This is a genomic window from Microcystis sp. M090S1 (genome assembly GCF_020246295.1).
In the GTDB taxonomy this organism is placed as follows: domain Bacteria; phylum Cyanobacteriota; class Cyanobacteriia; order Cyanobacteriales; family Microcystaceae; genus Microcystis; species Microcystis aeruginosa.
Genome location: NZ_JADBTF010000311.1, coordinates 1 through 13,853 on the forward strand (window position 1 = coordinate 1; position 13,853 = coordinate 13,853).

Sequence of the window (13,853 nt, forward strand, 5' to 3'; positions counted from 1 at the left end):
GAAAATTTTTGCCTCAAACCCTATCTGCGTAAGGACTTCAGGAGTTTGTGTCCAGTAGTCCATTAGTATTATATGGCTTTAACTCAGGCTCTATAAGACTTTTAGCCATAGCTAGTATGTTTATACGGGGGAAGTCCAGTTATAATTAAATTGAAGATAGATTTTGCCTCTGATCCCCCCTGCCCCCCTTGATAAGGGGGGTGCCGATAGGCGGGGGGATCCCCCCTGCCCCCCTTGATAAGGGGGGTGCCGATAGGCGGGGGGATCCCCCCTGCCCCCCTTGATAAGGGGGGTGTCTGACAACTTTTAACACCTACCTACTTATCAGTAATCGGTGAATAATTTCATTTAAGACTCATAACCTTGAAATCGAATCATTTCTAACCAGTCACTGATCAGGGATCACTAATAAGGAGGAGAATAAAAGTTGTTAGAAAATGCCAAGAAAATTACGGTTATAGGTGGGGGAATTTGGGGACAAACTCTCGCTAATTTGGCTAGACTTAATCACTTAGCTGTTAGGGTTTGGTCGCGTCATAGTGGGGAAGATTTAGGGGCTATTATAGCAGATACTGAGGTAATTATTTCAGCAGTTTCGATTAAAGGAGTTGTTCCAACGATCGAAAAATTACAGCAATTACAATTAAATTCTCGCATAATTATCGTCACCGCTACTAAAGGATTAGAGCCAATCACCACTCGTACCCCTTTTCATCTGTGGAATCAAGCTTTTCCCGCTAATCCCCTTGTGGTTCTTTCCGGTCCCAATTTAGCTAAAGAAATTAATCAAGGTTTACCCGCTGCGACGGTGGTAGCAAGTTATCTGCAAAAAGCAGCAATATTGTTACAAAAATTATTATCTGGGGAATCTTTTCGGGTTTATCTTAATAGCGATCCCTTGGGGACTGAGTTAGGTGGCACTCTCAAAAATGTCATGGCGATCGCTTCTGGGGTTTGCGATGGTTTACAGTTAGGTACTAATGCCAAATCTGCCCTGTTAACTCGCGCTTTACCGGAAATAGTTCGGGTGGGAACTTGTCTAGGAGGTTGTCAAGAAACTTTCTTCGGTTTATCGGGTTTAGGGGATTTATTAGCCACCTGTAATAGTCCTTTATCTCGCAATTATCAAGTGGGTTATCAATTAGCTTTAGGTTTATCTTTGCCTGAGATTTTAGGGAAGTTAGAGGGAACTGCCGAGGGAATAAATACCACAGAAGTTTTGATGAGAATTGCCCAAGAAAAAAATTTATATGTACCGATTACCTGCCAAGTTGATCGTCTTTTGCGCGGGGAAATTTCTCCCCAAGTTGCCGTTTATGAATTGATGCGTCGGGATTTAAAAGCAGAATTTGATTGAGAGACAAGAGATTTTTCAGTGATCAGTAATCAGTGGGGGGTTGGGGAGTGGGGAGATGATGCCAAGTCATACCATTTATGAACTACTCCAATCCGCTACGCCCTCGATTGGAGTTTCTGACGCTTCTTTGTCCCTAGTTGCCTCATGTTTCCGCACAAGATAGAGCTAGGCGACTCTGCATCGCGCATAGGCTCGTTCCAAGCCCCTTGCGTAATTAAGCATAACCTGAGCGGCGGCTACATCCCTGTCACAAGAATAACCACATTTCTCACAGCTATGAACTCTTTCGGCTAAAGATTTTTTCTTTTGATGACCACAATTAGGACAAGTTTGAGAAGGCTTAATTTTTTGGGTAGGAACCTCAATATAAAAACCACCTGCTTCTGTAACTTTTTCTTTTAGCAAAGACTTTAAATTACCTATTCCCACATCAAGAATAGACCTATTTAAACCTGATTTTTGTCTTTTTCTCTTGCCTTTAGTTTTTTGGGTCATCCCTTTAAGATTTAATTTCTCCGTAGCAATGAGGCTATTACAGCGAACTATCTCTACTGCTACTTGATGATGCCAATTTTGTCTTTGTCTAGCCACTTTACTTTGAATCTTACCAACTGCCCTAGCCGATTTTCTAGATCGTCTAGACGCTTTAACTCCCCTTTTAGGATTGCGTTTGCGTCTAGATTTTTTGGCAATCTTCTTAATCTTTTCCTGAGCAGATTTGAGAAATCTAGGATTCTCAGTCAGATTACCATTACTGTCGGCTATAGCGTGTAAAACTCCAAAGTCTAAACCAATAGAACCTGTATCGGTTGTCGCCCTTGTAGGACTGCATTCGACTGTGATAGAGGCGTACCATTTTCCCTGCTTGAACATGATTGTACAAGTTTTCGGTATTCCCCAATCTCTCGCTTTTCCCCGTATTTTAATCTTACCGTCAAAGTTGGACAGGGTTAAAAAACCATGATGACCAGAAGAATCAATTGACCAACCAGCACCATCGGGATAAGTCCAACCTTTGTAATGTCTAGATGCCTTAAACTTAGGATAACCTGATTTAAGTTTAAAGAATCTTTGGAAAGCAAAGTCTACTCGTTTAACAGTGGCTTGCAGTGCATGACTACCAAGTTCTTTATATTCTAGCCAACATTTCTTCAACTCTGGTAAACAATTTTGTTGGTCAAAATAATTAACGTTTTTACCAAACTTTTGATACTCAGTTTTGCGATGATAAAAACAAGCATTATAAAGAGAGCAATGTAGCTTTTTCCAATAATGAAGCTTGTCATTTTGGGCTTGGTTTGGATAAAGACGAAAAGTAATTCTCTTGATAGCCATAACTTATCGACCTGTTGAAGTTATACTCTTAGTATAGCAATCAACTACACAAGATGACAAGAGCAACGCAGATAAATATTCGACTAACAGAGGAAGAAATGGAAAGACTAGAAACTTATGCCAAGTTAAAAGGCTATTCAAAATCAGAGGTCATCAGGGACTACATTAAGCGACTACCTTTACCCAAAAATCTCTAATTGGCAATTTTCGGGGCATCGAACCCCTCAATTGCCGCGCTTTCCTTCCCCACCCCGCGTTGCTGAGGGTGGGGACTGACGCGGATTCGTTCAAGTAGCTTCTTCTCTGTTCGTTAGTGCGATCGTTTCTTCGGGTCAACTGGATCTGATGATGGTAGGAACAGCGCTCGCGACCGCCACTTCTACCTCTGCGATCATTGTTACTAAAGAAAAAAAGAAAATCAAGACTCTGATTGAAGGAAGTCTGACTAACTCCCAAACTATGATTAAGGGGATCGAAAAAATCGAAAAAGAGGTTAAAGCTGTCACACACACAACAGAAAAAGTGGCTAAAGAAGTCAGAATCCTGAAAACCAGTAGCCGTTTACTGGTAGGCGCAACCCAAAAAGTTCAACATCAACAAAAGCTAACGACTGCAACTCTAAATCAGCAACAACAACAGTTAAATCAACTTACTCCCCAAGAGAAGCCAACCCCAGAGATAGAAACTGAGAAGCGAGTCATTCCCCTACCCCAAAAAAGACAGACGGTGACTCACATCTACATCGATGGTAACAATTTCAGCAAAACGACCGAAACACTAGGGTTAGAAATTGACTGGAAAGCCTTAAAAATTGCTCTGGTGGAACCAGCAGAACAGACAGATACTTTTACTTTAAAGTATTATACTGGACTCCATGAGCATCTTTCTCCGAATCAAAAACAATGGCTTCATCACTTAAAACAACTTAACTACGAGATAATCACTTTCCCTTTATCACAACGGGAAAACGGATGGAAAACTCTTGGCGATGATTTAGCGATGGGGTTGGATTTAATAGAGGCGGTTAAACCAGGTGATCGCGTTATCTTAGTCACTGGTGATGGAGATTTCATTCCCTTGATTGAGAGACTACAAGCACGCAACGTTGATGTCAATGTGGTTGGGGCTTCTGTAAACACTAATTCTCGCTTACAAGCATTACTACAACAGGACTTTATCCCCCTAGAATCTATCAGTGATCAGATTGTGAAACTTAAGAGACTAACTGCTTAAAAGTCACATCTTCCACCGCCTCTAAAGCTGGTCTTGAAATTAGTCTTGTCCCCGCCTTTGCGGGGATTCAAGGGTTAAATCAATTGTTGACAAATTTCATCTCGTAATTCGCTATAGAGATAATAGGGAGTGTTTTTATCCCAACCGACATAAGGAGATGATTTTTGTCCAAGTAACTGATAAGTATGGACAGCAATATTGAGAACTTCCCCTAAAATATTGTTAGGATGACAAGCTTTATGGGGATTAGCTTTATATTTATCTTTGTCGTCAGTCCAATTTCGTTTGTCTTCTTGCAATTGATCAATCATCGTTTGTACTGATACTCCTCTGCCACTATGAATGAGCGCATTTCGATTATCAAACCAATAATCTAATTTTACCAAAGAGGCTAGAATCTGTTGCCATAATTCAACGCGATCAGGATGATCAATTTCTATTAAGGTTTGAACAAAATTTCTCTTACTATAACGATTTCCTAATTTGTAGAAATCCCTCCTTTCAAAATCCTGTTCTAATTCCTGAAACTTATTATAAAATTCTTGAGATGCTTTGTTTCTAGCAAATGCCCAATCTTGATTTTGATTATTATTTCTCAAATATTTTTGTCCGCGTAAGCCCATAATTAATTCATTTAAAGTGACTTCATAAAAAGAACTTAATCGGATTAGAAAGTTAGCGATTTCATCTAGTTCCCAATAAATCCGACATTGAGTATAAAGATTTAACCAAAAGTTATGCTCCATTTTATCATTATCTCTCACGGCATTTTTATCAAGGTTAAAACAGTTAACGGCAAAATCAAGTCTTGTGAGAATTTCTGTTAACTTTTCTTGCTCTTTTTGGGTGTCACTGGCTATTGCAGAAACTTGTTTTGCTAAATAAATCAAAGTTTCTTGCCAATCTTTAACAATCACTCTTGCTCCGTCAAAATCCCATCTTTTTTGTAACAGTAACTTAACGGTTTGATATTTTTGATTCCGTTGATAAAGCCAATAAGAAGTTAGTTGACATTCAGAGTTTTTGCCCTCTAAAAGTTGATTAAGGTCTAAAATGGGGTCAATGAACAGAATATTTTTAAAATCACTGGCAATTGCTTGAATTTTGAGTGCAGTTTTTTGGTGCAATGTTCCCCCTTTAACATTGACTAAAATAGTTGATTCTTGGGATAAATTTTCTTCTAAATAAATCTCATTCAACTGATTATAGTAGTATTCAAGAACTAAATCTTCAAGGTTAGGATTTTGCGGATCTAAATTAAGTTGTAGCTCTTTTTGAATTAATTCAAAAGCAGGATATTCCTGTTGTACCCACTGTTGAATAATCTGGAACAAATAAATGGTATCTTGAGGGTGTGAAGTCGGTTGATTGGTGACGAAAATATAGGCTTTAGATGCTCCCATTGCTACTGCTTTTTGGATTACACTTCCAATTCGAGTTGGTCGAATAAGAGAATGCCATTTAGGGGACTCTTTTTGATAGCTTGATTGTAGAGCTTTGGTTAATTCACGAACTGGTTGTTTTTGGTTAGGCAATCCTAAATCTTGGTAAACTTGACTATTAGGAACATAGTTAAAACCTTGATACATATTGTCCCAAATAGTTCGACGATCATTATCTAAGTCTTTAAGTTTTTTATTTAGATTAGATTCATTCGAGAGAAAATCAATAGGAAGATAATAATTCTTGCTATCTACTGTTACTTTAATAGATAAGTCAGAAGTCCCAAGGTTCGCAAGAAGAATAGTCATATTTGTTAACTGTAAATTAATGGCTAATGACGACGTTACCCTAAATTAAAGCTTATGAGAGTGTATTTGGTGCGAACACCGATATCTTCTCTGGGTTGAGTTAAGAAACTCCATATTGAAAAATTTCAGCAAGGGGTGGGAGTTCGCATGAAATGGTCATTATTTCTCGTTAGGGATTATTAAGCTTAATTCAGGACATTAGCCCACCGTCTATTATATCAGGGCAAGCCCATCTTAACAATCCTTGACAAAAGGGACTTTGTGGGGGTTGCTTACCCACGATTCAGGCATATTTGAGGAGAATTTGCCATCTCAATTGTTAAGCAAAAATCGACCCATTTGGTCAATTTGGTAACTATTCTGATTGGCTGGTATCGGCTGAAAGCCCATGCGGATCACAAAATTGGCCAATTGTCAATAGCTTTTGAGATGCTCTCACCCTGTACATAAGACAATTCCAGACATCTTAAACATTATTCTCAATCATCCTTTATTGCAATTGAGGAGAGACTATAAAGAACAGTTTATTAACACCGATCAATACTATATCTATTCTGCGGTTAAAACACAGGTGATCGCTATTTTACTGAGCGATCTTAAATGGCTAGAAAATGTACGGCGATAGAACGTACTTATATGATAGGATTGACTCGGATAGATATACTTTAATTCTTTATTCTTCTGCTGTGGAGGTTTAGATGAGTCCAGAACGAGTCACAGATTCAACCAGAATATGGGAGCATCTCATTTATGCAAGCGAGTAATTATACTTGTCCCTAAAACTTGCTTCTGGTAAGGCTTTCAAAATAGCTTGACATAAAGCTTAATTTAGGAGTTACAGATACTCTCTAGAATATCAACTTCCTGAATCAGAAAAGGGAGCGATTGGACAAACTGAACTTACCTATAGTAACGAATCAATCAATTATTTGACTCAAATTGAACAATTATACCGTTATTTTACGGCCTTTCAAACTATGATGAAAAAGCTTGTAATTTGTCACTTTTTGATTGGACTTCCTGCAAGCGGTAAATCAACGTTTGCTCAAGTTTTGGCAGAAGAAATTAATGCTGTCGTAGTTTCAACCGATGAAATTCGGGCGCAACTTTATGGAGATGCTGCAAATCAAGGAATTTGGGCGGATATTGAGGTAGAAGTCTTAGATCAAATTAAAACCGCCGTTGAAAAAGATCAACCCGTCATTTATGATGCCACTAATGCTATGCGCCCGTGGCGACTTGATTTTCTGTATAAAACGGTTAATTTATTTAATATTCAATGGATAGGATGGCATCTACAGACTTCTGTGGAAAAATGTAAACAAAGAAATCAACAACGTGATCGCCAAGTTCCTGACGAAGTGATTGATAAGATGAACGCTAATTTACAAGAAAATCCCCCAGAGTCTAACGAAGGACTGTTAAAAATCTATCCTGTTCCTGTTAGAGACAATAACTTTGATCTTGACGAAATTTGTACAATTCTCACAGGATTCAAGCGTCTTTTAGCTAACATAGCTAACTTGAATAAGAATAAAGTTTTTCACCCATATTCTCGTTTATTAGACTTTGAACGATTAATGCACTTAATGTCCGTCATTATTAACTACCCAGGGATTGGGAATTTAGCGGAAACTGAACCAGAAAACCTGAAAGAAATTTTAGAAGTCGAAGAATTACCTCAGTTTAGCACTTCAATTGAGGAAATTTGTGCAGTAATTACTAAAAAGTATCATGCTATTTATGCCCATCCTAAAGCAATAGAAAAAGACTTATATTGGTTAGAAAAAAATGGGATTTTAGCCAGAGGAGATATAGCGGCTAATTTAATTGAGATAGAGTCGATTGATTATCCTTATTTAATTAGTCATCGTTACAATGATTTAGAAAAATTTCAACGGTTAATAAAAACGATTCGTTTTATTGTTCATCATCCTTTTTTATGCGAAGAAAATAGCAAACCTTCGGTGACAACAGAAACAGGTTTTAGGCAAACTAGCATTGTTAAAGCGATGTATAACTATGGCTTATTTTCTGGCAAGATTGATATTGAGAATGAATATCAAAGAAGTCCTCTAGAAAATAACTTTCGAGAAGATATTTGTCATTGTATTAAACCTTATCAACTTTTACCTAATTTTGCTATGAAGAAAGGCTACTTTGCAGGAACAGGTATTTTATCTCAATATGAGTTAAATAAGCTCTATCAATCTCTCCGATCCCATTCAGTAGAGAAATATTTTAAAGATCCTCTTGCTGCCGAAATTTATGATATATTTAAACAACGATTAGAGAATTCCAAACTTTTAGAAGGAGAAGCCCCTTATTCTACTCGCTTAATTGGCACAAAATCTATTGTTGATGTGGAGAAATATCAACAACAATTTGAACAGTTAGAAGAAGCGATAAAAAAAGGAGAATTTTTGAAGTTTAGTCATGTTCAAGGAACAGCCAACTGGTCAGATCAACAACCACAAACCTTTACCGCTTACCCTTTACAAATTGTTTTTCATAATATTGCATGGTATTTAGGGTATGAAATAGGTGAAGGAGACAAAAAAGGTTTATTTGCTTTCGCAAGAATTGATAGAATTCGATTTCAACAAGTAAATACTCAGAGAGATATAAATGAGCAAAAAAAAGCGTTAGATAAGCTCCATAAACTTTATGATGCAAGTGCAGGAATTTATTTAGGCAATGATGTGGCAAAACAGCGTCAGTATTTAGATTCCCAACAAGGAAAGAAATTAAATGTTACTGTCATTCTCTACGCCACAGAACTTGCGTTTAAATTTATTTGTGAAGGAAATCAAAGATTTCAGAAAATAGAAATGTCTTCACCTGATTGGTTAAAAGGAACGAGTTATGAACGCAAAGCGCTCGCTACGCGAGATCGTGGAATTTTTAAGTTAGACCAAAATATTCCTCCCTATCAATATACTATTAAAGTTACTGTACCCGAATGGTCTTTAATGGACATTGATCTCATTCGTTGGATTTCGGGTTGGGGAAAAGAAGTTAAGGTGATTGAACCTCAATCATTAGTTGACAGAATTTATAGTATTGGAGAGGGAATTACTAATATTTATCAAGATATTGAACTGATTTGTTGTGACTTAGAAAAAGTCAATGACTTAGTTAAAAATAAGGAGGGAAGCAACTATCGATTTATTTCAATTAAAACCCCTAATGGCAATGCTGAACCTCAATCTGTTCAATCTGAACTTAACATGAATCCTGGGCATATTCACCCCTTTATAATAAATGATATAACTCAATTCAATGAGGAAGATATTAAAAAAACAGTGGCTTTCATCAAAAAAAAGAAAAAAGCTTCAAAAATAGTGGATGGTTTGCGGTTTTTGATCTACTCCCATTCAGGAATTAACCTTGCTAGTGAAGTGGCGATCACTATCTATAGAGAGTTAAAGCAAGATACTGAATTAACTAACTTAAGAATATCATTGAATTATCTTTAGATCACCGTCAATAGATAAAGATTTAACAGTGTTAAATCCCTACAAAGGTTAATAAATTCCTAATTGTAGGGACATAATATCATTATGTTTTAATATTACTGTGCTGAAACGATAAAAAAATTGATGGTGGGCAATCATTTAGGCTATACCATGCAGAATTAATAGAAAAAAGGGATTGCCAATCAAGAAAACTGTGCAATCCCTTAATTGATTTTAAAGCCAAAATTAGACTTTATTTTTTGCAACTGTTTTAGTTCAGCTATTGACCAAATTATTTATTGTTGTAGTGGCATTATTTTGCTGAAGAATGACTGATTTTGGCTGTTTATTAACCATTTGTTGTTGGCGAAGTTTTTTAGTTTTTGTGGCTTTTTGGCGCGGGTTAGAATAGAGGGGATAAAAACGCTTGACAGATAAGCTTTGAGGACGTTCAAGAGCTTTTGACTTTGACTTCATTCAAAGGCATCATCAACATAATCTTCCACAGAGTCATAGACATCAGAAACATAATCTTCAACAGAGTCATAGTAGGATTCCACAGAGGTAGAAAAGGCTTCTCCACCGTTTTGCCAGATTCCCCCACTATCGTTATAAAAATGGTTCCATAGTTCTGAACTATCGCCCTTATGTCCATCGTATTCATTGGCGGTTCCTCTCATTCCTGCGTATTGATGATTTTCGTCGATTAGATTACCTGAATCATCGTAGAAACACTCTTGTTGTGGACTTTCAGGCGAAGGGTCTTTATTTTCTAAGTATCCCTCCATTCCCCCGTGAAATGCGTATTTGCCAAAGGTATTGTCATAAGAACTCCATATATCTTTATCTTGTAGTTCTGGACTATCTATTGTGCTGGGACAAGAAGTATTAGTCTCGCCGTTAGTAGATGTGTTTTGGTCAGCCATATTACTATTTCCTTTTTTTGAGATGATTGATTACTGCCAAGAGCCTGGAATATCAGGTCGATTTCTATGTCGCTCAATGTTGACTTGCTGTTGAAGAATTTCATGCAGCTTCAAGGCATCTGTAAGCGAAATTGCCTGAATAACCACGAGTTTGTTGTTTCTATCTGTAGAGTAAATGTAAAGATTTGCTATTCCAAATAAACGATAAAGAAATGGCTTTAAAATGCGTAAATCTGTCACACGAAATAGCCAAACTTCGTCAATTTCTTGGTTAAAAAGTCCCGTAATAGTCCTAAACCGTTGAGTTGTAAACATATATTCGGTTCGTTGTAGAGTTAGGTACTGCCAGGCTATAGAAAAAAGAGGAATTATGAAAATTATTCCACGGAGGTTTTTCCAACTCAAAAATACTGACCAAGCTTTAGGTTTCAAGGCCACGATTGGTTTTTCCGGACGAGGAGCATAGCTCGCTGCAAAAGGGTATTCATTCAATGTCATGGTGAGCAGCTCCATTTTGATATTGAAAATCTTCTACTCTTGATTCGCCGTACACAGTAACGATGGAGAACTTGGTTAATTCAAGGCTAAATTTTTTAACCTGTTCCTGCAATTCTCTCAGTCTTTGCTCTAAATCGTGCATTAGCTCTTTTACTCCCATTTCATTCAGTATTTCTTCAATTTTATTGCTATCGGCTAATGAACCTGACCAATATGATGATGTTCTTAGTACTGATTTGAATTCCAATTCTAAGTTATTTAATCTGCTGATGGATTTTTCATGATTTCTGACTTGAGCTTCAGCAAATTTTAAGTCTTCTTTAACTGTATTTATTGCCAAGAAATAGGAGGGATTTGGAGCGTTAATAGCCCGGGGATAACTGTGTAGAGATTCTGCTTGTTTCCGAATTTCTTCAAGCTTTTTATCTCTCTCTAATAAACAGTTTTCAAAAGACCGTCGGTGGTCTTCCTGAATTAATTTTATGGCTTTATGGAGAGAGCGGCAAGCGACTCTTTGCTGAAGGATTTCAACCATTTTAGATGGTGACAGACTTGCATCTGAGACATAAATACTCGTTAGTTCGTTGAAATCCTCGGAATTCATCTCGTTAATATTTATCAATCTAATATTCATTTTAGACCTCCTCATAATACTGTTGATATTTTTTTCTAAGTTGTGTAAGCGCTTTTGGGTAAACAATAAGACGTCCTTTGAGGATTCCCGTTGCTAAGTTCAATAATCCTGCTAGGATAGGAGCAATAGACATGAACCAGGGCAAATCCTCTCGTTCTATTAATAAATAAGCGCTCACAATAAACTCTGTGATTAGGTAAATGATACAGCCAAGACGATTAATAATTGAGATTATTGATGTTTCTAAGAAAGGTGCTTCAAAAAGTTGAAACAGATAGATGTATGTTTCCAGTCTCATCGTCCCAAATCGAGTTTGACTCAGTCTTTCTCTCTGAATATTAATCCAATTTAAGGTAGATCTCGCAAATCCTTTGAGGCGTTCACGCATATACTCCTCGCTAACTTTGGTGTCGAAAAGAATACAGGCTATCAAGGAAACTGGAACGGCAAACAATATTTTTATATCGTCCCAATCCCCCGGCACTAAAACCATAGCCGTGTTAAAGTTTAAGAAGGCGATGATGCTCGTGACCAACAAAGAACAGAAATTAAAAAAAGAGAAAGTATCTCTAGGCATAAAACTCCTTTAGTATAATTCACAAATTTTAATAATCTGAAAGCGGCAGAACTCGGCTGCGGCAACTCTCCTCTGTGCGATCGCATAGCAAGGAAAGCGTTGTAACAGGTCTTCCTGATCTTGGGGATGAAGGTCCTCAGCAATTAGCCGATTGAATTCCTTTGATTGATTGATATTGACTCTTGCTTCCGACTCTGGCCACGGGTTAGATTCTGATTCTCGTTCGGTGTGGCCACTGGCATTAGATACATGGGGACTATTCCAACCGTTGCCCTCAAAGTGAGGGAAACTATCTGATTTTTTCATAATTTTGCCTCAGCTTTTCTTCTAGTTTCTTGGATAGCGTTCTTAATAACAAATTCCACGTCAGTATGAGCATATGTAACTGGGAGACCTTCCAAAGCAGTTTCTAGCTCTAAGCGAAATGATTCGCCGCCGTTGTTTGTAGCGTTCAAAATGACTACAGAGCCACCTTTTTCAATGACATTTTTAACGGTAGTTCTCCAATCTTGAGGGCAAGGTGATTCCCGCTCGTTGGTCTCTATAAGGACTAACAATACACCAGGTTTTTTTGATGACTGAAAAATTTTATGGGCTGTGCGAACAGCTGGACAGGCCAAAGTTCCCTGTTTTTGAGTGGTTCTTACGGCTCCACACTGTTTTTTCGCATCAGTTGGATTGGTGGGGGTAAGATGTTCAAAAAAGTCCTGCTCGCCATTGACTTGAATAACTTTCAATTCATCACCACGCGAAATGGATTCTGTTATACCCTTACAGGCTTTCTTGGTTGTCGTCTTAAACTCTTCGTTATTTTGTCCACTTATAGATGTGTCTTTTAAGAGAACAAGAGCGATCGGATTCTTTTGTGAACAAGATGGCAAAACGATAAGTATGGAGACAGTCATAAATCGAAGGAACGATCGTTTCAGACTATTTTTCATAAAATTACACGGTAATAAAGTTTTCAGACTCAGGGAACTCTATCTTCCCCTGCGTCTTGATTTCGATTCTAGAACCTATCTGAAGAAAAATCGGAGTGCTGATGCGAACACCGAAAGGATGATGAGAGATCAACCCTGAGCAACAAATACAGAGCTACCAGAGTCTGCTGCTATTAAGGTAAAGCAACTAAAATATCGGGAGCATCTCATTTATGCAAGTGAGTAATTATACTTGTCCTAACACTGGTTTCTAGCAAGGCTTTCAAAATAGCTTGACGTAAAGATTTAAGGGTTATAAAGGTGAGATGGTACTAGGGCAATGATCGCATAGGCATTAGCGTGGAACAAATTCTATTGTTTTATGCCGATGGAATGGGGGGTTTCTCAACATTTTTCGCGGGTTAGACACAATGCCTGAAAATCTAGAGTTTTCGTTGAGGTGCGTCGATGCTTTGCCCAGCAAGGCTTTGAGCCTTATGACTGAGGTAACTATTGAGAATTATTATTAATAATGTCTATGCTTTTCAATATCCCACGAAAAATTGCTGTACAATCCTTATACAGCTTAGTTTTGCCAAGCTAGTCTTTTAACTTCTTAGCAAGTTTAATTAATGGAAACCCCAACACTAAAGCTGGGAAGAAATTCAAGTGATAAAAGAAACTTTTAACTTCTTAGCAAGTTTAATTAATGGAAACGCTTTTTGTATTGAGACCCGACTTAGGAGTGTTATTTGCCTTTTAACTTCTTAGCAAGTTTAATTAATGGAAACCCTTACCCACAGGCAGGGGAACGTACCAACCGTCTTCCTTTTAACTTCTTAGCAAGTTTAATTAATGGAAACGGTAGGAAAGTCGTCCGTTCCATATAATGGTGATGTTGCTATCTTTTAACTTCTTAGCAAGTTTAATTAATGGAAACAACAGCAGGACAGGCTCCTACTGTGAATATTTCAAATCTTTTAACTTCTTAGCAAGTTTAATTAATGGAAACGATAATCCGGACGACGGGGGTGAAACGCATCGTCCTTTTAACTTCTTAGCAAGTTTAATTAATGGAAACCATCCAACGGAGTAGGGGCAATTCATGAATTGCCCCTACTGCTTTTAACTTCTTAGCAAGTTTAATTAGGGTCTGCTGAAAAA

14 protein-coding genes and 1 CRISPR repeat array are annotated in these 13,853 nt (G+C 37.6%); of the genes, 5 read left to right on the plus strand and 9 right to left on the minus strand.

Annotated features, from left to right (window positions below):
* Nucleotides 1-427: 427 nt before the first annotated feature.
* A complete protein-coding gene (locus IM477_RS13485) occupies nucleotides 428-1,357 on the plus strand; it encodes an NAD(P)H-dependent glycerol-3-phosphate dehydrogenase (RefSeq protein WP_287732129.1) in 930 nt (309 codons plus the stop codon).
* A 165-nt stretch (nucleotides 1,358-1,522) separates the two neighbouring features.
* Here the strand turns inward: IM477_RS13485 and IM477_RS13490 are convergent, their stop codons facing one another.
* Entirely contained in the window at nucleotides 1,523-2,692 is a 1,170-nt protein-coding gene (locus IM477_RS13490; protein ID WP_287732130.1) for an RNA-guided endonuclease InsQ/TnpB family protein, read from the minus strand.
* 53 nt (nucleotides 2,693-2,745) lie between these two features.
* Here IM477_RS13490 and IM477_RS13495 point away from each other — a divergent pair, with 53 nt between their 5' ends.
* Both IM477_RS13495 and IM477_RS13500 read left to right on the plus strand, forming a co-directional pair.
* Complete coding sequence (locus tag IM477_RS13495; protein WP_079209832.1) at nucleotides 2,746-2,889, plus strand: DUF6290 family protein; 144 nt, start codon at nucleotides 2,746-2,748, stop codon at nucleotides 2,887-2,889.
* Between the two features lie 148 nt (nucleotides 2,890-3,037).
* Nucleotides 3,038-3,925 carry an NYN domain-containing protein gene (locus IM477_RS13500; RefSeq protein WP_287732131.1) on the plus strand — a complete coding sequence of 296 codons (888 nt, stop codon included), beginning with the start codon at nucleotides 3,038-3,040 and terminating at the stop codon, nucleotides 3,923-3,925.
* Nucleotides 3,926-3,999: 74 nt separating this feature from the next.
* Here IM477_RS13500 and IM477_RS13505 read toward each other — a convergent pair whose 3' ends face one another.
* Complete coding sequence (locus tag IM477_RS13505; RefSeq protein WP_287732132.1) at nucleotides 4,000-5,676, minus strand: hypothetical protein; 1,677 nt, start codon at nucleotides 5,674-5,676, stop codon at nucleotides 4,000-4,002.
* A 424-nt stretch (nucleotides 5,677-6,100) separates the two neighbouring features.
* On the opposite strand from IM477_RS13505, the gene IM477_RS13510 reads away from it, so the two are divergent.
* Nucleotides 6,101-6,301 (plus strand): hypothetical protein, encoded by a 201-nt coding sequence (locus tag IM477_RS13510; RefSeq protein ID WP_008197491.1) that lies wholly within the window; start codon nucleotides 6,101-6,103, stop codon nucleotides 6,299-6,301.
* Nucleotides 6,302-6,605: 304 nt separating this feature from the next.
* Nucleotides 6,606-9,155 (plus strand): WYL domain-containing protein, encoded by a 2,550-nt coding sequence (locus IM477_RS13515; RefSeq protein WP_287732133.1) that lies wholly within the window; start codon nucleotides 6,606-6,608, stop codon nucleotides 9,153-9,155.
* Nucleotides 9,156-9,410: 255 nt separating this feature from the next.
* Here IM477_RS13515 and IM477_RS13520 read toward each other — a convergent pair whose 3' ends face one another.
* Genes IM477_RS13520 through IM477_RS13550 form a run of 7 tightly spaced genes read right to left on the minus strand, consistent with a single transcriptional unit; the run spans nucleotide 9,411 to nucleotide 12,710 of the window.
* Nucleotides 9,411-9,611: a hypothetical protein gene (locus tag IM477_RS13520; RefSeq protein WP_287732134.1), complete on the minus strand. Its 201-nt coding sequence runs from the start codon at nucleotides 9,609-9,611 to the stop codon at nucleotides 9,411-9,413.
* Nucleotides 9,608-10,060, minus strand: coding sequence for a hypothetical protein (locus IM477_RS13525; protein ID WP_193961756.1), 453 nt, complete (start codon nucleotides 10,058-10,060; stop codon nucleotides 9,608-9,610). Before IM477_RS13525 ends, IM477_RS13520 begins: the two co-directional genes overlap by 4 nt.
* A 30-nt stretch (nucleotides 10,061-10,090) precedes the next feature.
* The gene (locus IM477_RS13530) at nucleotides 10,091-10,573 is read right to left on the minus strand and encodes a PH domain-containing protein (RefSeq protein ID WP_228021201.1); all 483 of its coding nucleotides are present in this window, start codon (nucleotides 10,571-10,573) and stop codon (nucleotides 10,091-10,093) included.
* Nucleotides 10,545-11,192, minus strand: a complete 648-nt coding sequence (locus tag IM477_RS13535) for a hypothetical protein (protein WP_287732135.1) — start codon at nucleotides 11,190-11,192, stop codon at nucleotides 10,545-10,547. The genes IM477_RS13530 and IM477_RS13535 overlap by 29 nt, the downstream gene beginning before the upstream one ends.
* Nucleotide 11,193: 1 nt before the next feature.
* Nucleotides 11,194-11,769 carry a hypothetical protein gene (locus tag IM477_RS13540; RefSeq protein WP_287732136.1) on the minus strand — a complete coding sequence of 192 codons (576 nt, stop codon included), beginning with the start codon at nucleotides 11,767-11,769 and terminating at the stop codon, nucleotides 11,194-11,196.
* Between the two features lie 9 nt (nucleotides 11,770-11,778).
* Complete coding sequence (locus IM477_RS13545) at nucleotides 11,779-12,075, minus strand: hypothetical protein (RefSeq protein ID WP_190721266.1); 297 nt, start codon at nucleotides 12,073-12,075, stop codon at nucleotides 11,779-11,781.
* Nucleotides 12,072-12,710 (minus strand): hypothetical protein, encoded by a 639-nt coding sequence (locus tag IM477_RS13550; protein ID WP_287732137.1) that lies wholly within the window; start codon nucleotides 12,708-12,710, stop codon nucleotides 12,072-12,074. Before IM477_RS13550 ends, IM477_RS13545 begins: the two co-directional genes overlap by 4 nt.
* Nucleotides 12,711-13,294: 584 nt before the next feature.
* A CRISPR array of direct repeats spans nucleotides 13,295-13,846; the repeat unit is 35 nt; unit sequence CTTTTAACTTCTTAGCAAGTTTAATTAATGGAAAC.
* The last annotated feature ends 7 nt before the right edge of the window (nucleotides 13,847-13,853 follow it).